General features: G+C 63.9%; 17 protein-coding genes and 1 tRNA gene. 10 read left to right on the top strand and 8 right to left on the bottom strand.

Going from position 1 to position 20,478, the window contains the following annotated elements:
* Positions 1 to 89: 89 nt before the first annotated feature.
* From ACPS74_RS06000 to ACPS74_RS05985, 4 genes are all read left to right on the top strand, one after another.
* Positions 90 to 518, top strand: coding sequence for a universal stress protein (locus ACPS74_RS06000; protein ID WP_029651063.1), 429 nt, complete (start codon positions 90 to 92; stop codon positions 516 to 518).
* A 38-nt stretch (positions 519 to 556) separates the two neighbouring features.
* Positions 557 to 901 (top strand): c-type cytochrome, encoded by a 345-nt coding sequence (locus ACPS74_RS05995; RefSeq protein WP_051381792.1) that lies wholly within the window; start codon positions 557 to 559, stop codon positions 899 to 901.
* A 34-nt stretch (positions 902 to 935) separates the two neighbouring features.
* Complete coding sequence (locus tag ACPS74_RS05990) at positions 936 to 1,616, top strand: MOSC domain-containing protein (RefSeq protein WP_029651060.1); 681 nt, start codon at positions 936 to 938, stop codon at positions 1,614 to 1,616.
* Positions 1,617 to 1,727: 111 nt separating this feature from the next.
* On the top strand, positions 1,728 to 2,183 hold the full coding sequence (locus ACPS74_RS05985; protein WP_029651058.1) for a phosphate-starvation-inducible protein PsiE: 456 nt from the start codon (positions 1,728 to 1,730) through the stop codon (positions 2,181 to 2,183).
* Between the two features lie 55 nt (positions 2,184 to 2,238).
* Here the strand turns inward: ACPS74_RS05985 and ACPS74_RS05980 are convergent, their stop codons facing one another.
* A complete protein-coding gene (locus tag ACPS74_RS05980; RefSeq protein WP_029651057.1) occupies positions 2,239 to 2,472 on the bottom strand; it encodes a hypothetical protein in 234 nt (77 codons plus the stop codon).
* 224 nt (positions 2,473 to 2,696) lie between these two features.
* Between ACPS74_RS05980 and scpA the strand changes: the two genes are divergently transcribed.
* Together scpA and ACPS74_RS05970 are read left to right on the top strand one after the other, a co-directional pair.
* A complete protein-coding gene (scpA, locus tag ACPS74_RS05975) occupies positions 2,697 to 4,859 on the top strand; it encodes a methylmalonyl-CoA mutase (protein WP_029651056.1) in 2,163 nt (720 codons plus the stop codon).
* A 289-nt stretch (positions 4,860 to 5,148) separates the two neighbouring features.
* Complete coding sequence (locus ACPS74_RS05970) at positions 5,149 to 5,340, top strand: DUF6494 family protein (protein ID WP_029651053.1); 192 nt, start codon at positions 5,149 to 5,151, stop codon at positions 5,338 to 5,340.
* An 812-nt stretch (positions 5,341 to 6,152) separates the two neighbouring features.
* Here the strand turns inward: ACPS74_RS05970 and ACPS74_RS05965 are convergent.
* Positions 6,153 to 6,229, bottom strand: a tRNA-Asp gene (locus ACPS74_RS05965).
* A gap of 199 nt (positions 6,230 to 6,428) precedes the next feature.
* On the opposite strand from ACPS74_RS05965, the gene ACPS74_RS05960 reads away from it, so the two are divergent.
* The 3 genes from ACPS74_RS05960 (at position 6,429) to ACPS74_RS05950 (ending at position 11,499) form a co-directional block, all read left to right on the top strand.
* Positions 6,429 to 6,701: a succinate dehydrogenase assembly factor 2 gene (locus ACPS74_RS05960; protein ID WP_029651050.1), complete on the top strand. Its 273-nt coding sequence runs from the start codon at positions 6,429 to 6,431 to the stop codon at positions 6,699 to 6,701.
* Positions 6,698 to 10,234, top strand: coding sequence for a transcription-repair coupling factor (gene mfd, locus ACPS74_RS05955; protein ID WP_029651048.1), 3,537 nt, complete (start codon positions 6,698 to 6,700; stop codon positions 10,232 to 10,234). The genes ACPS74_RS05960 and mfd overlap by 4 nt, the downstream gene beginning before the upstream one ends.
* 335 nt (positions 10,235 to 10,569) lie before the next feature.
* Positions 10,570 to 11,499 carry a Spy/CpxP family protein refolding chaperone gene (locus ACPS74_RS05950; RefSeq protein WP_029651044.1) on the top strand — a complete coding sequence of 310 codons (930 nt, stop codon included), beginning with the start codon at positions 10,570 to 10,572 and terminating at the stop codon, positions 11,497 to 11,499.
* Between the two features lie 132 nt (positions 11,500 to 11,631).
* On the opposite strand, the gene ACPS74_RS05945 is transcribed toward ACPS74_RS05950, so the two are convergent.
* The gene (locus ACPS74_RS05945) at positions 11,632 to 13,314 is read right to left on the bottom strand and encodes a multicopper oxidase family protein (RefSeq protein ID WP_239754031.1); all 1,683 of its coding nucleotides are present in this window, start codon (positions 13,312 to 13,314) and stop codon (positions 11,632 to 11,634) included.
* A 215-nt stretch (positions 13,315 to 13,529) separates the two neighbouring features.
* Between ACPS74_RS05945 and ACPS74_RS05940 the strand changes: the two genes are divergently transcribed.
* Complete coding sequence (locus tag ACPS74_RS05940) at positions 13,530 to 14,531, top strand: TonB family protein (RefSeq protein WP_029651608.1); 1,002 nt, start codon at positions 13,530 to 13,532, stop codon at positions 14,529 to 14,531.
* 303 nt (positions 14,532 to 14,834) lie between these two features.
* On the opposite strand, the gene ACPS74_RS05935 is transcribed toward ACPS74_RS05940, so the two are convergent.
* The 5 genes from ACPS74_RS05935 to ACPS74_RS05915 all read right to left on the bottom strand — a co-directional run bounded on the left by ACPS74_RS05935 (position 14,835) and on the right by ACPS74_RS05915 (position 20,472).
* Positions 14,835 to 15,614, bottom strand: coding sequence for a polyphenol oxidase family protein (locus tag ACPS74_RS05935; protein ID WP_029651609.1), 780 nt, complete (start codon positions 15,612 to 15,614; stop codon positions 14,835 to 14,837).
* A gap of 11 nt (positions 15,615 to 15,625) precedes the next feature.
* Positions 15,626 to 16,708 (bottom strand): class I SAM-dependent methyltransferase, encoded by a 1,083-nt coding sequence (locus ACPS74_RS05930; protein ID WP_029651610.1) that lies wholly within the window; start codon positions 16,706 to 16,708, stop codon positions 15,626 to 15,628.
* Positions 16,705 to 17,529, bottom strand: coding sequence for a prolipoprotein diacylglyceryl transferase (lgt, locus tag ACPS74_RS05925; RefSeq protein ID WP_029651611.1), 825 nt, complete (start codon positions 17,527 to 17,529; stop codon positions 16,705 to 16,707). The genes ACPS74_RS05930 and lgt overlap by 4 nt, the downstream gene beginning before the upstream one ends.
* 255 nt (positions 17,530 to 17,784) lie before the next feature.
* Positions 17,785 to 19,992 (bottom strand): 3-hydroxyacyl-CoA dehydrogenase NAD-binding domain-containing protein, encoded by a 2,208-nt coding sequence (locus ACPS74_RS05920; RefSeq protein WP_029651612.1) that lies wholly within the window; start codon positions 19,990 to 19,992, stop codon positions 17,785 to 17,787.
* A gap of 54 nt (positions 19,993 to 20,046) precedes the next feature.
* Positions 20,047 to 20,472: a VOC family protein gene (locus ACPS74_RS05915; protein ID WP_029651613.1), complete on the bottom strand. Its 426-nt coding sequence runs from the start codon at positions 20,470 to 20,472 to the stop codon at positions 20,047 to 20,049.
* Positions 20,473 to 20,478 lie beyond the last annotated feature (6 nt).

The following is a 20,478-nucleotide window of genomic DNA, read 5'->3' as shown; positions in this document are numbered from 1 at the left end:
TTCTGCAGACGGTCGTTGTAGCTCGGCGGCGACAGCCGCGCTATGAAGGAGCGAGTCGGCGTCGACGCCGCGCGCATCGGGAGGCGGGGATGTATAAGAAAATTCTGGTGGCGGTGGAGATCGGCGAGGACGAGGTCACGCAGCTCGCGCTCGACGCGGCGGTGGCGCTCGCAAAAGTGGAGCATGAGGCTGAGCTTCGGCTCATCAATGTCCAGCCGCTCGTTCCGGTGGCCTTCATTGACTACATTCCGCCCAATTTCGACGAGGAGATGCGCGAGGCGACCGAAAAGGACCTCGCCGTGCTGCGTGGTAAGATCGCCTATCCGGCGGAGCGCGTCTCCTCGATCGTGCGCTTCGGCGCCGTCTACCCCGAAGTGCTCGCCGAAGCCGAGGAATGGGGCGCGGACCTTATCGTGGTCGGTTCGCATCGTCCGACGATGGCGACCTATCTCTTGGGCTCCAACGCCAAGACCATCGTGCGTCACGCCAAATGTTCGGTGCTTATCGTGCGCAAATAGGGCGCGGTGACAGGCTCGGGGCGCGCGGCTAGACTTCGATGATGTTCCGATTCGCGCCTCTGGCGTTTACGACTTGCCTCTTGCTCGCCGCGGGCGCCGCTGCGGCGAAAGCGCCTGTCGACGCTCAATTGCTGAAGCGCGGACGGGCGATCGCGCAAGAAAATTGCGGCCGCTGCCATGCGGTCGGCCCGCGCGGCGAGAGCGCCAATCCGAAGTCGCCGCCATTTCGCCATCTGGCGCGGAAGTATCCGCTGAATAATCTCGAAGAGGCGCTCGCCGAGGGCATCGTGGTCGGCCACGAGGGCGTGGAGATGCCGCCGTTCCGGCTCAGCGCCGCGCAGATCGAAGCGCTGCTCGTCTATCTCAACTCCATTCAGAGATAGACCTGCGCGACCGCTGGCGCGGGAATGAATCGCGATGGTTGAACTCCCAATCGACACGCTCTACGCGGGGTGCCCGCGCGAGATCGCCCCCGGCCGCAAAAGCGCGATCTGCAAGGAGCCGCTTGAGCCGCCCTGGCGCATCGAGGCGGAAGGGCTCGTCGGCGATCGGCAGGCGGATCGGCGTTATCATGGCGGCGTCGAGAAAGCGCTGCACCACTATCCGCGCGAGCATTACGACGCCTGGCGCGCGGATGTGCCGGAACTTGCGCAAGAATGGCGTCCCGCCGCCTTTGGCGAGAACATCTCGACGCTCGGGCTCACCGAAGCCGAGGTCTGCGTCGGCGACGTCTTCGCGCTCGGCGGCGCGCGCCTGCAGGTGAGCCAGGGACGACAGCCCTGCCTGACCCTCAATTTTCGCTTTGATCGGCGCGACATGGCGCGGCGCACGCAGGAGACGATGCGCTGCGGCTGGTATTACCGCGTTCTCGAAACGGGCGCGGCGCAGCCCGGCGACTTGCTGCGGCTCATGGAGCGGCCGCGTGCCGATTGGCCGCTCTCGCGCCTATTCGCGCTGCTCCATGACCGCACGCAGGCTTACGATGAACTCTCTGAAATGGCCGCGCTGCCGGAGCTGGCGGAAAGCTGGCGGGCGCTCGCGCGCAGGCGAATCGAAAGCCGCAAGGTCGAAGACTGGAGGCGGCGGCTCGGAGGATAGGCGCAAAGGAGCTTTGGCGACAAAGTCGTTTGCGCCGGGCGGCGCCATGCGCGACGTTGACGCTGCGGCCTTCGACCATGCTAGGCGCTGCACATAGCTTGCAGGCAGGCGATGAAAGACTTGGACAGGAAGCAACATCCGGCGGTGCGTCGATTGCTGGATCTGATGGATCCGATCGGCTACCTGCTCACCGAACTCTTCCACCTTCTGGGACTGTTCGCGATCGGCGGCGCGACTGTCTGGGCGGCGGCGAAAGCGTTTCTCGAAATGGCGACGAAGGGTCACGCTTCGATCGAAGATTTGCTGCTGCTCTTTATCTATCTCGAAATCGGCTCGATGGTCGGCATCTATTTCCGCACCAACCACATGCCGGTGCGCTTTCTCCTCTATGTCGGCATCACGGCGCTCACCCGTCACATGATCGGCTATGTGCAGACGGAATCGGTCCCGGACGTCGGCATACTGATCCTCGCGGGCGCGACGCTCATTCTCTCGCTCGCCGTCCTCACGATCCGCTATGCCTCGGCGCGATTTCCCTCCAAGGCGTCGGACGGAATGGACGGCTGAACGCGCCCCTGAGGCGCGCCCCCGCCGTAGCGGCGGAAGCGCGGGAGACGATGCGTTATTTCTTCATTTGCGAGAGCGCATCGGCGCAATCCGGCGAGACTTCGGCCTTATGCGCCTGAAAACAGGCGAGGATGCGCCCGCCGCCAGGCATGATGCCGCTGCACAGCCTCGAATAGTCCGATTTGCATCTTACCTTCACGTCGTCGGGAATATCGCTTGCCGCCATGGCCTGCACGGGCGCGACGCTGGCGAAGAGGGCGATCAGCAACAGGCATACGGAATGGCGCATGTAGTTTTTCCTGGGTTGGGGTTGGAGACGAAGGCGATCGGTCGGGAGTGGGATTGTGACCCGCCTGCCGCGATCAGGGCAAGAGGGCGAGGAGGGCGGGCGGCGAGCCGAGCGGCGGCTGACCCGCAGCGCTTCAAAACGCCGCGCTCCGCCCTTTGCGGCCACGGCTTTGCGAGACAGGCCGCTCTAGTCTAAGAGAAAATGGCAAAATAGCCGAGGAAAGAATGTCCGCGATACCGAACTTTGCATCAATTCCCTTTGCGCCCGTCGCGCCCGAGCAGGAGCCAAAGCCCCGCCGCTGGCTGACGCCGGAAGGGATCGAGGTGAAGAACGCCTATGGCCCGCAAGATATCGAGGGCCTCGCCTTCGTCGACGGCTATCCGGGCGTCGCGCCTTACGTGCGCGGACCCTATCCGACGATGTATGTCGCCCAGCCCTGGACGATCCGCCAATATGCGGGCTTCTCCACGGCCGAGGACTCGAACGCCTTCTACCGGCGAAACCTCGCCGCCGGACAGAAGGGCCTCTCCGTCGCCTTCGATCTCGCGACCCATCGCGGCTATGATTCCGACCATCCGCGCGTGATGGGCGACGTCGGCATGGCGGGCGTCGCGATCGACTCGATCTACGACATGCGCACGCTGTTCGACGGCATTCCGCTCGATCAGATGTCCGTGTCGATGACCATGAACGGCGCGGTGCTGCCCGTTCTCGCGCTCTTCATCGTCGCGGCGGAAGAGCAGGGCGTGCCTGCCGAAAAGCTGACCGGCACGATCCAGAACGACATCCTCAAAGAATTCATGGTGCGCAACACCTACATCTACCCGCCCGACCCGTCGATGCGCATCGTGTCGGATATTTTCGCCTATACCTCCAAGCATATGCCGAAGTTCAATTCGATCTCGATCTCCGGCTATCACATGCAGGAGGCCGGCGCCTCGGCCGATCTCGAACTGGGCTACACGCTCGCCGACGGCGTCGAATATGTGCGCGCCGGCGTCGCAGCCGGCCTCGACATCGACGCCTTTGCGCCGCGTCTTTCCTTCTTCTTCGCCATCGGCATGAATTTCTTCATGGAGGTCGCGAAGCTGCGCGCCGCGCGCCTGCTCTGGGCGCGGCTGATGAAGGATTTGGGCGCCAAGTCCGAGAAGAGCATGACCCTGCGCACGCACTGCCAGACCTCCGGCTGGTCGCTGACGGCGCAGGACGTTTACGTCAACGCGATCCGCACTTGCGTCGAGGCGATGGCGGCGACGCAAGGGCATACGCAGTCGCTGCACACCAATGCGCTCGACGAGGCGCTCGCGCTGCCGACCGACTTTTCCGCCCGCATCGCGCGTAACACGCAGATCGTGCTGCAAGAGGAGAGCGGCACGACGCGGATCATCGATCCCTGGGGCGGTTCTTACTATGTCGAACGCCTGACCGCGGAGCTCGCCAAAGGGGCGTGGAAACATATCGAGGAGATCGAAACGCTAGGCGGCATGGCGAAGGCGATCGCCGCGGGCGTGCCCAAGCAGCGCATCGAAGAGGCGGCCGCGAAGACGCAAGCGCGCATCGACAGCGGAACGCAGGTCGTCGTCGGCGTGAACAAATATCAGCCGGTGAACGACGCCAAGCCCAATGTGCTGAAGGTCGACAACGCCGCCGTGCGCGCCGCGCAGCTCGATAAACTCAAGCGGCTGCGTGAAGAGCGCGACGAAGCGAAGACGCAAGCAGCGCTCGACGCGCTGACCGACGGCGCCACGTCGGGCGCCAATCTTCTCGATCTCGCGGTCAAGGCGGCGCGGGCGAAGGCCAGCGTCGGCGAGATCTCTTTCGCGCTCGAAAAAGTATTCTCCCGCCATCAGCCGAAGGCCAATGTGATTTCGGGAGTCTATGCGAAGGAAGCCGGCAAGGAGAGCGTTCATCTTGGCCGCGTCATCGGCATGACGCGCGACTTTGAGGACAACACAGGGCGCAAGCCGCGCATTCTCGTCGCCAAGATGGGTCAGGACGGCCACGATCGCGGCCAGAAGGTCATCGCCTCGGCCTTCGCCGACATGGGGTTCGACGTCGTGATCGGCGATCTCTTTGCGACGCCTGATGAAGTCGCCAGGAAAGCGGCGGAAGCCGACGTGCATATCGTCGGCGTCTCAACGATGACCGCCGGCCATCTGACTCTGACGCCGGAACTGCGCGACGCGCTCAAGCGCGCCGGGCGCGGCGACATCATGATGGTCGTTGGCGGCGTCATCCCGCCCGACGATTTCCAGGCGTTGTATGATTCTGGCGCGGCGGCGATCTTCCCGCCCGGCACCAATATTCCGCTGGCGGCGGAGAAGTTGCTGTATGAGCTGAATATCCGTCTGGGCTTTGCGCAGCGCGAAGTGGCGAAGGCGGTTTAGCCGAGTATCTCTAAGGAGTGATTGAGGGGCGGAAGGCGCCCCCACCCGGCGCGGCTTGAGCCGCGCCACCCTCCCCGAAAGGGGGAGGGATCGAACACGAAGGCCGTCGTCTTTCCTTGATAAGTTACTGCAATTTCGTGTCCGTCCGTTACGCGCGACGCTGATGCAGCGCCAATCCCTCCCCCTTGTGGGGAGGGTGGTTCGCGAAGCGAACCGGGTGGGGGCCTTCGATGCATGACGCCGCCTCTCCGTGTCCTATCTATTCGTACGTAAGCTAGGGAGCCGGGCGATGGACGAAGACGCTTTCAACATGGCGGTGCGGAAGTTTCTCAAGGAGGTGGGCGTCACCTCGCAGCGCGAGATCGAACGCATCGTGCGCGAACATAAGGCTTCGGGCGATCGATTGAAGCTGCGCATGACGTTGACGGCGGAAGGAACGCCGCTCAACCACGTCGTTGAAAGCGAGATCGACGTTCACTGAGCCAATCAGGATCGCCTTTGAGATGCAACCGCGCATTGCGCGGCTGCACTGCTCTTAGTCTCCAGACATCATAGCCAGGTCTGGACCGGGAGCTGTCACCAGCAGGTGCAGCCGCCGCCGTAGCCGTAGGCCGGGACAGCCGCGCCGTAGTAGCCCGGGGTGGCCGCGCCGTAGTAGCCAGGGTAGCCATAGCCGTACGGGGCGCTGGTCGCCGCGCCGAGCGCGAGTCCGGTGGCCAGGCCTGCGACGCCTAACCCTAGCCCGGCGCCTGAGCCCCAGTAGCCGCCGCGGCCCCAACCGCCGCCGTAACCCCAGTGGCGGCCCCATCCGCCTCCACCCCATCCGCCGCCACCCCAACGGCTCCACGCGGAGGCCGGGGTCGCGACCGACAACGCGCCAACAAGCATGGTTGCGGCGAGAGCAGTCGTAAGAAGCTTGCGTGAGTTTTTCATTCCAAAATCTCCAGGTCCTCAGGTGAGGAGCCCCCCGAGCACGCCTAACGCGACACCAGTACTGTTGTTCCGGGCGCAAAGGTGGGCGGGGAGGGCTTTATCCTGCGGAGGCCGAGGCTTGCGGATTGCACTTTCAACGCTGGAGCAAGGAAAAATCACAGGAATTCTATCGCGCTATCCAGAAACTTGCTGCTTGCGGTTCACGCTCGCCGGGCGCGGTGTGGAAACGTGCAAAATCGATCGGCCCGTGACGGCGCGCGCTGCGTGAGCGAGCGATCAGAACAAAGCGCGCTGATTTGAAACGATCGCAAAAATCGCCAGACCGGCGATGAGCGAGGTTTCTCTATGCTATGGAAGTTTTGGCGAGAGAGACGGGACTTGAACCCGCGACCTCCGGCGTGACAGGCCGGCGCTCTAACCAACTGAGCTACTCCCCCGCGAGCGCGCGCACGCGAGAGGCGCCAGATAGCGCAGCCGCATCTTGAGGTCAAGGAACTTCGCGAACGCGAAGCCTCAGACGAAGCGCCGCGGGGCCGGGCAAGCCGTGCGCGCGCCCCGCGGCTCGGCGTCTTTCCCTGACCTTCCTTTGCCTTTCCTTTGCGCCTGCATTAAGCCTCGCGCCATATAAGGAGACAGATGTTGGACGACGACATGCGCAGGCGGCGTATCCGGGTGCGCGCCTGGCGGCGAGGCATGCGCGAGATGGACATCCTATTGGGAGGCTTCGTCGACGCGCGCGTCGAGACGCTTCCCGCGCAGGCGCTTGACGAACTCGAGACTCTGCTCGACTTGCCGGACGCCGCGGTGTTCCGGTGGCTCTCGGGGGCTGAACAGCCGCCGGCCGAGCGCGACACGCCGCTTCTGCGGCAGATCATCGCCTTCCATCAACACGACGGGCCGATCCATTGAGCGCGGCTGCGACAAAGCTCAAGAAAGCGGCCGCGGGACTTCAAGCGGCGCGTTCCGGCCTCGTCAAAGGCGAAAGGCTGATTTTCGCCCATGCGCCGGACGGCTTCGACGCTTTCGTCAGCGCCGATCTTGCGCGCGCGCTCGCACGCGAGTCGGAAGGACATGCGGCGGTCTTCGTGCATGTCGCGCGCGACGGCGCGCGGTCGGCGGCCTTTCGCACCGCCCTGCGTTTCGCCAATCCCGACGTCGAAATCCTCGACATTCCGGGATGGGACTGCCAGCCCTACGATCGCGTGTCGCCGCACGCGGGCGTCGTGGCGCGGCGCATGACGGCGCTTTCGCGTCTGACACGGGCAAAATCCTCATCCGAACGTCCGCGCGTCGTCACGACCACCGTCGATTGCCTGCTGCAGCGCGTTCCGCCGCAGAGGATGGTCGCCGCGGAAAGCTTCGCCGCCGCGCCCGGCAATGTCGTGAAGCTCGACGAACTGGCGCTTTGGCTGGAGTCGAACGGCTATCTGCGCGCCAGCACCGTGCGCGAGACCGGCGAATACGCGCAGCGCGGCGGCATTGTCGATCTTTATCCGCCGGGGCTGCCGGCCCCGATCCGTCTCGATTTCTTTGGCGAAACGCTCGAATCGATCCGCTCGTTCGATCCCGATACGCAACGCGCAACGGGGCAGCTCCGTTCGCTCGACCTGACGCCCATGAGCGAACTGCGGCTGACGAGCGAGACGATGCGCCGCTTCCGGCAGTCCTACGCTGCGCGCTTTGGCGGGCAGACGCGCGGCGACGCCCTTTATGAGGCTGTCAGCGAAGGCCGGCGCTTCCACGGGATGGAGCATTGGCTGCCGCTCTTCTATGAGCGGATGGATACGCTCTTCGACTATCTGGGCGAGGCGCCTGTCGTACTCGATCCGCTTGTCGAGGATGCGGCGGCGGAGCGCGTCAAGCAGATCGAGGATTATTACGACGCGCGCAAACATGCGCATGATCTCGATCCCGCCGCCTCAAACTATAAGCCGCTCGAACCACGCGCGCTCTATCTGTCGCTCGAGGAATGGCGCGCGGCCATCGAGGGACGCGCGGCGGCGCAATTCACGCCTTTCGCGGCGCATGACGGCGAGAAAGTCATTGACTGCGGCGCGCGGCCCGGCCGCGACTTTGCGCCCGAGCGCAACACGCCCGACGTCAATGTCTTCCAGGCGGCCGCCGACCATGTCGAGGCGCTGCGCGACGCAGGCAGAACGGTCGTCGTCACCGGTTGGTCCGAGGGCTCCTGCGAGCGGCTCGGCCATGTGCTTGCGGAACACGGCTTGCCCGACTTGCCGCGCGTCGCGTCGCTTCCGCAGGCGTTGTCGAAGGCGGTCTCCATAGCCGTTCTCGGGATCGAACATGGCTTCGAGACGGATGCCTACGCGGTTCTGGGCGAGCAGGACATTCTTGGCGATCGCTTCGTTCGTCGCCGGCGCAAACGCAAGCCCAACGAAAATCTCCTGGGCGAAGTCGCCGCGCTCGCGGCCGGCGATCTCGTCGTGCATGTCGATCACGGCATCGGCCGTTTTATCGGCCTTGAGACGATCTCCGCCGCCGGCGCGCCGCATGATTGCCTCGAGCTCCACTACGCTGGCGGCGATAAGCTCTATCTGCCGGTCGAAAACATCGAACTCTTGACGCGCTATGGCGGCGAGGACGCCGAAGCGCAGCTCGATCGGCTTGGCGGCGCCGGCTGGCAGTCGCGCAAGTCGCGGATGAAGAATCGCATCCGCGAAATGGCGAAGGGGCTCATCGAGATCGCGGCGCAGCGGCAATTGCGCGAGGCGCCGAAGCTCGCCCCGCCCGAAGGACTCTACGACGAATTCTGCGCGCGCTTTCCTTATGATGAAACCGAGGATCAGCTCGCCGCCATCGATGCGACGCTCGATGATCTCGCCGCCGGCCGGCCGATGGATCGACTCGTTTGCGGCGACGTTGGTTTTGGCAAGACCGAGGTCGCGCTGCGCGCCGCCTTCTGCGCCGCCATCAATGGCAAGCAGGTCGCCGTCGTCGCGCCCACCACCTTGCTTGCGCGCCAGCACTACAAGACCTTCACCGAGCGCTTCGCCGGCCTGCCGGTGCGCATCGGACGATTGTCGCGCATGGTCGGAGCCGCGGAAACGCGCGAGACGAAGAAGGATCTCGCCGAAGGCCGCATCGAGATTTTAATCGGCACGCATGCCGTGCTCGGCAAGACGGTGAGCTTTAAGGATCTTGGACTCGTCATCATCGACGAGGAGCAGCATTTCGGCGTCGGCCATAAGGAACGGCTGAAAGAATTGCGCGCCGAGGTGCATGTTCTGACGCTCTCGGCGACGCCGATACCGCGCACGCTGCAGCTCGCGATGACGGGCGTGCGTGAGCTTTCGATCATCGCGACGCCGCCGGTCGACCGGCTGGCGGTGCGCAGCTTCGTCTCGCCCTTCGATTCGCTCATTGTGCGCGAAGCGCTGCTGCGCGAGCGCTATCGCGGCGGCCAGGCTTTCTTCGTCTGTCCGCGCATCGAGGACCTCGAGGAGGCCGCAGCGTTTCTGCGCGAAAACGTGCCTGAGTCAAAATTCGTCCTGGCGCATGGGCAGATGAGCGCGAGCGAACTCGAGGACAAGATGTCGGCCTTCTGCGAAGGCAAATTCGACATTCTGCTGTCAACGACGATCGTCGAGTCGGGCCTGGACATCCCACGCGCCAATACGCTGATCGTCTGGCGCGCCGATATGTTCGGCCTCGCGCAGCTCTATCAGCTGCGTGGCCGCGTCGGCCGCGCCAAATTGCGCGCCTACGCGCTGTTCACGACGCCCGCAACCCGCACGATCACGCCTCAAGCGCAAAAGCGTCTGGACGTGCTGCAGTCGCTCGATACGCTTGGCGCGGGCTTCCAGCTCGCCAGTCACGATCTCGACATTCGCGGCGCCGGCAATCTGCTTGGCGACGAGCAGTCGGGACATATCAGGGAGGTGGGCTACGAGCTTTACCAGCAGATGCTCGCCGACGCGATCACGCTGTTGAAAGCTGGAATCGAGGAGCCGCAGGAGGAAGCCTGGTCGCCGACGATCGCGATCGGCGCGCCGGTGACGATACCGGAAGATTATGTCGCCGACCTCACGCTGCGCCTGCAGCTCTATCGCCGTTTGTCGACGCTCGAAACGGATCAAGACATCGAAGCGTTCGCCGCCGAGATGATCGACCGTTTCGGCCCGATCCCGCCGGAGGTGGAACAGTTGCTCGAGATCGTCGCGATCAAGGCGCTCTGCCGGCGCGCCCATGTCGAAAAGATCGACGCCGGCCCCAAGGGCGTCATCGTCGCGTTCCGCGAAGACAAATTCGCAAACCCGGCGGGGCTCGTGCGTTATGTCGCGGAGCAGCGGTCAAGCGCCAAGGTGCGTCCCGACATGCGCGTTGTGTTCATCCGCGAGTTCGAGAACACGAAACAGCGCCTCGCCGGCACGCGCCAAATTCTGCGCGCGCTCGTCGAGATCGCGGAGAAGAAGGCCGCGTGAGTTTTGCGCCGCAACCCAGCGGCGGCATTTCGCTTGTGCGAAGAAAAGTAAGTTGGCGCGACCATTATTGAAGGATTTGCGACATCAAGAGGTTTGCGCCCAACCGTTTTTTGCGTCGCGGGACTTGTTCGAAAAAGCAAAGTTCGCTTGCGAAATTTCATGCGACTGCGTGACGATTCGCCCATCGCCTCACGGCTTGATCTGTGACAAAGTTGCAGACGTTCAACGGCGCCTGATGCTCGGTTAGGCGCTCAACATGCGCGAAACTCCACCAATGATTCGTCGCGCCAGCGACGACAGGAGCGACCGCGACAAACATTTCAAGGGAGGGCGCCATGACGACGCGAAAACAAGCCTCGCGGGGAAAATTGCTTGCGGCGAGCGCCGCCGCTTTGCTTCTCGCAGCTGGAGTATCGGTGGCGCAGGCGCAGCAGGGCGGCGCCGAACACACTGGCATGGACCATAACAAGATGGACCATGGCGCCATGGAGCATGGCAAAATGGACCACGGCGGCGGCGGCGCCCCGGCGCAGTGGGCGGACCCCGGCAAGGCGCAATCAGGCGGCGCTGAATCCGGCAAGGCCGACGAGCAGAAGAGCGAAGCGGGCAAGGCCGACGAAGGTCATGCAGGCCATCACGGCGGCATGTCGGGCATGGGCCAGGGCGGCGGCCAGAGCGGCGGCATGGGCGGCATGGGTGGCGGCATGGGCGGCGGCATGTCGGGCATGAGCCACGGCGGCGGCAAGGAGGGCGGCAAGGCCGGCGACGGCATGAGCGGCATGTCGCATGCCGGCGGCGGGATGATGAACAAAATGGTCTGCGGCTTCGCCGAACATGTCGATGGGCGGCTCGCCTATCTCAAGGCGGAGTTGAAACTGACGGCGACGCAAACCGGCGCCTGGAGCGCCTTCGACGAGGCATGGCGCGCCGCGGCGCAAAAGGCGAAGCAAAAATGCGACGCCGCCGACATGCGCATGGATCATTCCAAGCCGGAAGTGTTGAACAAGCTCACGATGATGGAGAACCATATGGTCGACCATCTCGAGGTCGTGCGCGCGCAAAAGGCTGCGATCGAGTCGCTCTTCACCGGTTTGAGCGATGAGCAGAAGAAGACCGCAAATGAGACGCTGAGCGGCATCATGAAGGTCGGCATGTCCATGGGCGACATGATGGGCGGCATGGGCGGCGGCATGATGGGCGGCGGCATGGGCGGCATGTCGCATTCCGGCGGCGGCATGGGCGGCATGGGCGGCATGCAGCATTAGTCGGCGTAACATCGCTCCCGGCGGGCCGAAGGCCCGACCGGGAGTGCGTTGAATAGACGGCTTTTCAGATTGAGTTTGATACACGGCTCTGGATTTGAGAATGCGCTTTGCGGCCGCGCGTCTTCAGCCGCTCTACTCCACCGAGAACTCGCGCATCATGCCAGCGTCCTCATGTTCGAGGTTGTGGCAGTGATACATGAAACGCCCTTTGAAATCGCCGAACGGCTTGATGATCCGCAGCCGCTCGCCCGGCGTGACGAGCACGGTGTCCTTTAGGCCGCTGTCAATGAGGCCCTCGCGGATAGAGGCGTAGGCGTCCTCGTCGCCTTCAAAGCGGCGCTCGACAATCTCGAATGGCTGGCCGTGCAGATGGATGGGATGCGCCATCGACATCATTCCCATGCCGCCCATCCCCATGCCGCCCATGCCGCCCATGCCGCCCATGCCGCCCATGCCGCCCATGCGGCCGCGCATCATGCGGCCGCCCATCATGCCGCCGCCCATCATGCCCATGCCGCCCATGCCCATCCCGCCCATGCCGCCGTGCTCATGGAAAATTTCGATGAGCTGCGTCGTGTCGACGGGGATGCGCTCGCGTGGCTGGATGTCATCGTGACCGTAAGGTCGTCCGTTCAGGAACATCGCCATATGCGCCATGGTGATGGCGATCGGCATCGGATCGTCGAGATTGGCGATCTCTTCCTTGCGAAAACGCCGTATCGTCGAGAGCTTTTCCGGTAGTTTCCACGAGTCGGTTGCAGCTTTCGTCACCCTGGCCGTAAATAAAGGGAATTCCTCGCCCATCGCGAGATCGCTTCCCATCATGCGCTGCGCCATCGGGGGAATCAGACCGTAGAATTCTCCACTCAGCATCGTCAGCTTCGCGCCTTGCGGACGTCCGCTGAAATCGACGATGAGATCGACGCGCTCGGCGGGCGCGAGCATCACATAGGGCCGCGTCTCCGCCTTCTCCAATAGGCCGCCGTCGACGCCGATCACGGTCAGCGGAGTCCGGTCGTCCCAGCACAGTTTGTAGATGCGCGCATTCGAGCCGTTGAGGAGTCGCAGACGATAGGCGCGGCTCGCAACGTCGAGCGTGAAGTCGCTTCGTCCATTGACGAGCACGCGGTCGCCATAAAAACCGAACATGCTCGTATGCATGTCGCCGCCGTAGGCGAGCTGATTGTCGTCGTCGAACGAGCGATCCTGGATGACGAGCGGAATTTCGAATTCGCCGGACGGCAGTCCGAGCGCGCGCTCTTCCTCGTCCTCGACGATGATGGCGCCGGCCAGGCCGCGATAGACTTGCGTCGCTGTCTTCTCGTGCGTGTGCGGATGATAGAAATACATCCCGGCGCGATTGCGGATCTCGAATTCGTAGACGTAAGTTTCGCCGGGATCGATCGCCGCCGCCGGATGGCCGTCCATGAGCATCGGCACATGCAGGCCGTGCCAATGCGTGATGGTTTCCTCCGGCAATTCGTTGCGAAGCCGAATGCGAACCTTTTGTCCCTTTTTGAAACGCAGCAGGGGGCCGACGTAAGCGTCAGGCAGCGCCGTCAGCGCATCCTGCGGACCTTTGATCAGATTGCCGACGTAGCGCCACACCCGCGTGGCTTTGCCCGTCAAGATGGAGGTTTCGTCACGCTTGCAGATTAATTCGAGTTCAATATCCGGCGTGAAAGCGTCGGACGCTCGGTTCGGCGCAATCCGGCGCATCGCATGACCCTGGCCCAAGGCCGGAGCGCTGATCGTCGCCGCTACGCCCGCGCCGATGAGAAATCCCCGGCGCGACAAGGGCCTAAAGCGTTTCATGCATCCCCCTGAGCGGCGTTCGAGCGCCACTTAAATTAGATACTGCTTATATATGCGGTCCCGGCGCATTGATAACTGCGGCAAATGGCGTCATGTTTTTGCGGGGGCGCGTTTTTGCCCAAAGGCGGCTATAATTTTAAAGTGACGCCCCCCGATCACCGACACAGTTCGATTATGCAAGCAGCGGCGGCGCTGGAGAGCGGCTTTCCATCCCAATGAACGACAGCAGCGGACAACGCGCCTTTAGCGCGACCTTGGCCGTGGACGCCCTTCGGCGGCGCCGCGCGCTCTTGGTGCGCCCGCGCTTCCTCCTGTTTCTGCTGCTGTGCCTGCTGGCGCATCTCTGCGTCCTGGCGTTCCTGCTCTTGGAAGACTGGCGCTCGGCCCGCGAAGCGCCGCGGATCGTCGAGGAAACTCCCGTCGAGGTGATCACCGAACCGCCCGCGCCGAAGCAGGAAGAGCCTCCTGCGCCCGAGCCGGAAAAGCCGCCGGAGCAGCAAAAGCAGCAGCAGAAGCCGCCGCCGCCTCCACCGCCCGTGGAAGAGGAAAAGCCGGCTTTCGACGCCCCCGAGGCCGAGAGCAAGACCAAATCCGACGTTAGCGCGCCGGAGGAGAAGGACATCAAGACGCCGAAGAACGCGGAGGAGAAGGACGCGCCCAAGGACGACAAGCCTCAGGGCATGAAGGACGCCGAGGACGAAGACGGAAAGGCGAAGGCTCCGGAGGAGACCAAGGAAACGCCGCTCGAGGACAAGAGCGACGCCGAGATCATCGAGCAGGCCGCGCCCGAAAAGAAGCCGCAGGAAAAGCCCGACCCGAACGAAAAGGGGTCGGTGAAGAAAGGCGAGGCGAACTCCATCGCCGATCAGCTCGCGGCGCTCGCGCCGATCCCCGACTACAAGCTCGCCGCGCCGCGCAAGTTCTCGCCGGTTGGCGGCGGCCATGCGAAGACGACCTATCTGACGATTCTCTACGGCCTGATCATGCCGCATATGCGTATTCCGCCGCGCGTGCGCGGGAGCGGCGCGATAGGCAGGGGCGCGGTTGTCTTTTACATCGACGAGATGGGCAACCTCACCCATCAGGCTGTGCACCAGCCGAGCGGCGCGCCAGATCTCGACGCCGCCGCTCTTGCAGCCGTGCGCCGCGCTGCGCCTTTCCCGGCGCCGCCGCGCGGCCTGCCGCACTCGATGATCTTCAGCTACGCGACAAAGTAGACCTGTCGCCAGGGTGAATTTTGGATGTCATCCTGGCGCGCACTTTATGCGCGATCGGAAAACCCGAGCAATTCCAGGATGTGTTCCGTCTCTCTGGGTTCCCGGTCAGGCGCGAACCGCTCGATTCACGCATCATACGACATCCGTTCGAATGGCTCGGATGTCATTCCCGACGCTCGCGAAGCGAGCGATCGGGAATCCAGAGCAAGACGAGCATTCCTGGATTGGCTCTGGATTCCCGGTCAGGCCTTCGGCCTGCCGGGAATGACAAGACCCAAGCGAACGGATCAGGCGGAATTCGCATCAGACGAGCGCGATCGCCGAGACGAGGCGCCCATAGTCGGGCTCGCGGCGATGGACGCTGCGGCGGTAGCTGAAGCAGCGCGCTTCATCGGCGTAAGTGTCGACGCCGAGGTCTTCGAAAGAGGCGACGTCCAGCGTCGCGACGCGTGAGGCGATGAACCCCGGCAGATCGAAGGTGGCATGGCCTTCGCGCGCCGTCGGCGTAAAGAAGCGCGAAAAGGACTCGTGCGCTTCGCGAAACTGATCGATGAATTCCGGCCCGACTTCATAGCTCGTCGCGCCGATCGCCGGGCCGAGCGCGACATGGATGTTGGCGCGGCGCGCGCCATGCGCCTCCATCTCTCTGACGGTCGCTTCGATGACGCCGCCGAGCGCGCCCTTCCAGCCGGCGTGGCAAGCGCCGATGACGGCCGCCTTCGCGTCGGCGAAAAGCAACATGCCGCAGTCGGCGCCGGTGACGCCGAGCGCGAGCGAGACTTCCGCCGTCACCACGCCGTCGCATCGCGGCCGCGCGTCGGCGCTCCACGGTTCGCGCACGGCGCGCGCCTCCGCGGAATGGATCTGGAACGGCACCAGCAGGCGCTCGGCCTCAACGCCGAGACGCGCCGCCATGCGGGCGCGATTCTCCTCGACATGCGGCGGCGCGTCGCGCGAGCCGACGCCGCCATTGAGCGAGGCGTAGACGCCTTGGGACACGCCGCCGTCGCGGGTGAAAAAGGCGTGGCGCAGGCCGGGCAGGCTGAGATTTCGCGCGGTCAGCGCAGGCGTTTCGAACGTCATCGCGTCAGATGTTACACGAAAAATCCCGGCAGGTCGGGCATGTCGGGATGCGTCACCGCCATCACCTTAAACAGTCCGCCCATCTGATGGCGCGCATCGTCGACGCCGGCGAGACGTTCGAAGGCGTCGATGATCGACTGCGCCTGTTCGGGCGTCGCCTTTTTCGACAAGGTCTCGGCGCGGCGTTCGATGCCAAGCTGCAGCAGAAATTGCGCTTGCGTGACCGGGCCCATCACCTTGGCGCCGCGCGCGCGCGCGGCGCGCGCCAGAGCCGCGAAATCGACATGCGCGGTCAGATCCGCATCTCCCGGGGTAGCGAGCGGATCGACATAGGCGTGGCGGGACACCGCCTGCAGGCTTTCGCCAAGCGACGTCTGCTCATAGCCATAGTCAATGAGCAGCAGCGCGCCGCCCTCGGCGACGAGGCGCGCGGCGATGTCGCCGATGAGCTTTTGGCTTGCGGCGCTGACTTCTATGATTGAGCCGTCGAGCGCCGGAACATTGAGCGTCGGTTCGATCTGATCGGACAGTCCGAAGGCGAGTTCGCCTTGAGCGTCGAGCCCGACAAGTTGTTCGCGCCAGCCGCCGGCGGTCTTGACGAAGTGCCTGACGGGCAGGGCGTCGAAAAACTCGTTGGCGAGGATGAAGGCCGGACCGGGCGGCGTCTCGGCAAAATCCAAATGCCACTGGATCGGCTTTGCGGCCCTGGCCAGCGTCTGGCGTTGCGTCTCGCGCAGAACCGGACTGGTTTCGACGAGATGCACGCTGACGGCGGAATAGAAGTTGGGCGCGATCGGCGTCACCCGCAGCACGTCCGACATCAGCGTGCCGCGGCCGGGTCCGAGTTCGACAAGCCTTGCCTCAGTCGGCGCGCCCGCGGCGCGCCAGGCCTCGGTGACCCAGACGCCGAGCAATTCGCCAAACATCTGGCTGATCTCCGGCGCGGTGACGAAATCGCCGCCCGCGCCGAATGGATCGCGCGTCATGTAATAGCCGTAGCGCGGATGCGTCAGACAGAGCGACATGTAGCGCTCGAGCGTCATCGGACCGTCATGCGCAATCGTCTCGACGATCTCTCTCTTTAAGGCGCTCATGCCGTGGCGCTCCTTGGGCGCAGCGCGAACAGGATCGCCGCGGCGCCAATCAAAACAAGCGGCGTCGAAAGGACCATGCCCATGGTCAATCCATGGGGCAGCGCTTCCTGCACCGGGTCGGGTTCACGAAAAAACTCGCAGAAAATGCGCGCCAGTCCGTAGCCGACGCCAAAAAGGCCGGTGGCGAGACCCGGGTGTTTGAGCGCGCCGTGGCGCGCGGCGAGCCACAACAGCAGGCCCAGCGCCACGCCTTCAAGCCCCGCCTCATAAAGCTGGCTGGGATGGCGCGGGATGTCGCCCGCGCCGGGAAAGACCATCGCCCAGGGAACGTCGGTTTCGCGCCCCCACATCTCGGGCTTAATGAAATTGGCGAGGCGGCCGAAGAAAAGTCCGATCGGCGCCACCACCGCGCAAATGTCGCTCACGGTGAGCAGCGGCATGCCGCTGCGGCGCGCGTAAAGGACCATGCCGATGGTCGCCCCGACGAGGCCGCCGTGGAAGGCCATGCCGCCCTTCCATGTCTGGAAAATTTCCAATGGGTGCGCGAGGTAAAAGCCCGGATCGTAGATCAGCACATGCCCCAGTCGTCCGCCGATGACGACGCCGAAGGCGACGAAGACAAGAAGATCATCGAGAGACTCTCGGCTTGGTCGCGGTTGGCCGCGCTTCCAGAGCGCGTCGTTGGCGGCGAGTGCGCGCAAGCCGAGCCAGCCGAAGATGAAGCCGCCGATATAGGCGAGCGCATACCACCGCAGCGGCACGGGCCCGATGTTGACGGCGACAGGATCGATCACGGGAAAGGGAAGCACAAAAATCGCCATTAACCAGGTCCGGGCGCGGGCGCGCGTTTCGAACCTACACGTCCAGCCTGTCTTTTACTCGTCGGCCCTGCGGATGTCATGTCCCCTAAAGGTGAAGCGCCCTCGCAGCGTGCGTTCAGAGGCGGTCCCTCGTCAGCGGCTCTCAGGATGAGGGGCCTCAGCTCTGCATTTTGCATGCTCGATGAAGCAGCCCTCATGCTGAGGAGGTCGCGAAGCGACCGTCTCGAAGCACGAGGGCTGCGATGCCGAATGCAACTACGCCGCCAATTTCTGCGGCATGAACCGTCCGTAGAAAGTTTCGCCTTTCGCCGCCATGTCGCGCAGCAGTTGCGGCGGCTCGAAACGCTTGCCGTATGTCGCGGCGAGCTTGTCGCACAGCGCGACAAAGGCCTTCGCGCCCATGCCGTCGATGTAGGAGATGACGCCGCCGGTGAAGGGCGCGAAGCCGAATCCGAGAATGGAGCCGACGTCGGCCTCGCGCGGATCGGTGACGACGCCCTCCGCCATGGCGCGCGCCGCCTCGACCGCCTGCGTGACGAGAAAGCGCTGCTTCATTTCGGCGACGTCGAGCGTATCGGGGTCGATCTCATTCTGCGCCAGGGCCGAGAGACCGGGCCAGAGGCTTTTCGTTCCATTGGCGTGATAGTCGTAAAAGCCCTTGCCGTTCTTGCGGCCGAAGCGGCTGTTTTCCTCGACCATGAAGCGCAGCACGCGTTCTTGCGCGGGATCGACGGAGCCTTCGCCGAGGTCCTTCTTCGTCGCCTGCAGGATTTTCCACCCGAGATCGAGCGCGACTTCGTCATTGAGCGACAACGGCCCGACCGGCATGCCGGCCATGCGGGCGACATTTTCGATCATCGCCGGCGGCACGCCGTCGACAAGCATGATCTGCCCTTCGCGAACATAATTGAGCACGCAGCGATTGGCGAAGAAGCCGCGCGAGTCGTTGACGACGATCGGCGTCTTCTTGATGATGCGGACGAAGTCGAGCGCCGTGGCCAGCGCGCGATCGCTCGTTTTCTCGCCCATGATCACTTCGACGAGCAGCATCTTCTCGACCGGCGAGAAGAAATGGATGCCGATGAAGTTCTCGGGCTTCTGCGTGGTTTCCGCGAGCGATGTAATCGGCAGCGTCGAGGTGTTCGAGGCGAAGATCACGTCGGCGCCCACAACCTCCTGCGCGCGCTTGGTGACGTCCGCCTTGACCGCGCGATCCTCGAAGACGGCTTCGAGGACGAGATCGCAGCCTTTGAGCGCGGCATAATCGGCGGTGGCGACGACGCGCGCCATCAGCGAATCCTTGTCGGCGGCGGTGGCGCGGCCCTTGCTGACGGAGCTCGAGATGAGCTTGTCGATCGTGGCCACGCCCTTGTCGGCGCTTTCCTGATCGCGGTCGATGAGAACGACGTCGAGGCCGTTCAGCGCGCTGATATAGCCGACGCCCGCGCCCATGAAGCCCGCGCCGATAATGCCGATCTTCTTAAGATTCGTCGGGCCGACGTCCTTGGGCCGATGTGCGCCCTTGTCCAAATCGTTCTTCGAGAGAAACAGCGAGCGGATCATCGCCGCCGCTTCCTTCGAGCGCAGGATATGTGCGAACCAGCGCGACTCGACGGTCAGCGCCTGGTCCATCGGCAATTGCAGCCCTTCATAGACGGCGTGCAGAATGGCCTTGGCGGCGGGATAATTGTCGTAGGTCTCGCGGCGATAAATGGCGTTGGCGGCAGGCCAGATCATCATGCCGGTCGGCGAGAACACCCTGCCGGACGGAGTCTTGAACTCCTTGGCGTCCCACGGCGCCTGCGCCTTGCCGCCGTTGACGATAAAGGCGCGGGCGCGATCGACGATCTCGGCCTTCGGCGCGATCTCGTGCACAAGCTTGGCGCCGAGCGCGGCTCTCGGCTTGATCTGATCGCCCCTGAACAGGAATTGCAGCGCATCGCCCGTCTGCATGATGCGCGAAACACGCTGCGTGCCGCCGGCGCCCGGAAAGAGCCCGACCTTGATTTCCGGCAGCCCGACCTTTGTCTTGTCGTCGTCGGCCATGACGCGGTAGTGGCAAGCGAGCGCAAGTTCGAAGGCGCCGCCAAGGCAGACGCCGTGAATGGCGACGGCGAAAGGTTTGCCGCAGGTTTCCAGTTTGCGGTAGAGCAGCGAAAGGCGGCGCGAAAACTCGAAGAAATGCTTGTTCGCCGCGTCTTCGCCCTGCTCCTTGAGCGCCCTGGCGTATTGCGCGGCGCCATGCTGCAGCATGGAAAGATCGGCGCCGCCGGAAAAGGCGGTCTTGCCCGACGCGATCACGCAGCCTTTGACGTCGGGCGCGGCGACCACCGCGTCGATGAGCTGCTCCAGCTCGTCCATCACTTCGGGCGTGATGACGTTCATCGTGCGCTCGGGCATGTCCCAGGTCGCAACCGCGACGCCGTCGGGATCGATTACGAATTTGAAATTCTGGAGGTTCATCGAAGACTCCCTTGAACGAGCGATTTGCGGCGCCGAGACCGAACGTATGGATCGTTATTCCGGCAGCGTAACTGCGCCGGCATCGTCGAGAGGGAAGCCTGGGTTCCATGCGACTTCCCAGAAGTGTCCGTCGAGGTCTCGGAAATAACCCGCATATCCGCCCCAGAATGCTTCTTGCGCCGGCTTTACAATCGTCGCCCCGGCGGATGTCGCCTCCGCAAGGACGGCGTCGACATCCTGTTTCGAGCGCGTGTTGTAGGCGAGCGTGACGCCGCTAAACCCGCGCCCATCGGGCGGCGCTCCGGCGTCCGCCGCCAATTTCAATCGGGGATAAAGCGATATGGCGACGCCGCCGCACTGGAAAAACGAGACGCCCTGCACCTGTTTGACCGATCGGCGCCAGCCCAGCCGTTCAAAAAAGGCCGTGCTCTCTGCAAGATCGTTCACGCCGAGCGTAATAAGGGAGATTCTTTGTTCCATTATCGT

It is taken from the genome of Methylocystis sp. SB2 (assembly GCF_049817085.1).
GTDB lineage: Bacteria > Pseudomonadota > Alphaproteobacteria > Rhizobiales > Beijerinckiaceae > Methylocystis > Methylocystis rosea.
This window is presented reverse-complemented; position numbering and strand designations above follow the sequence as displayed.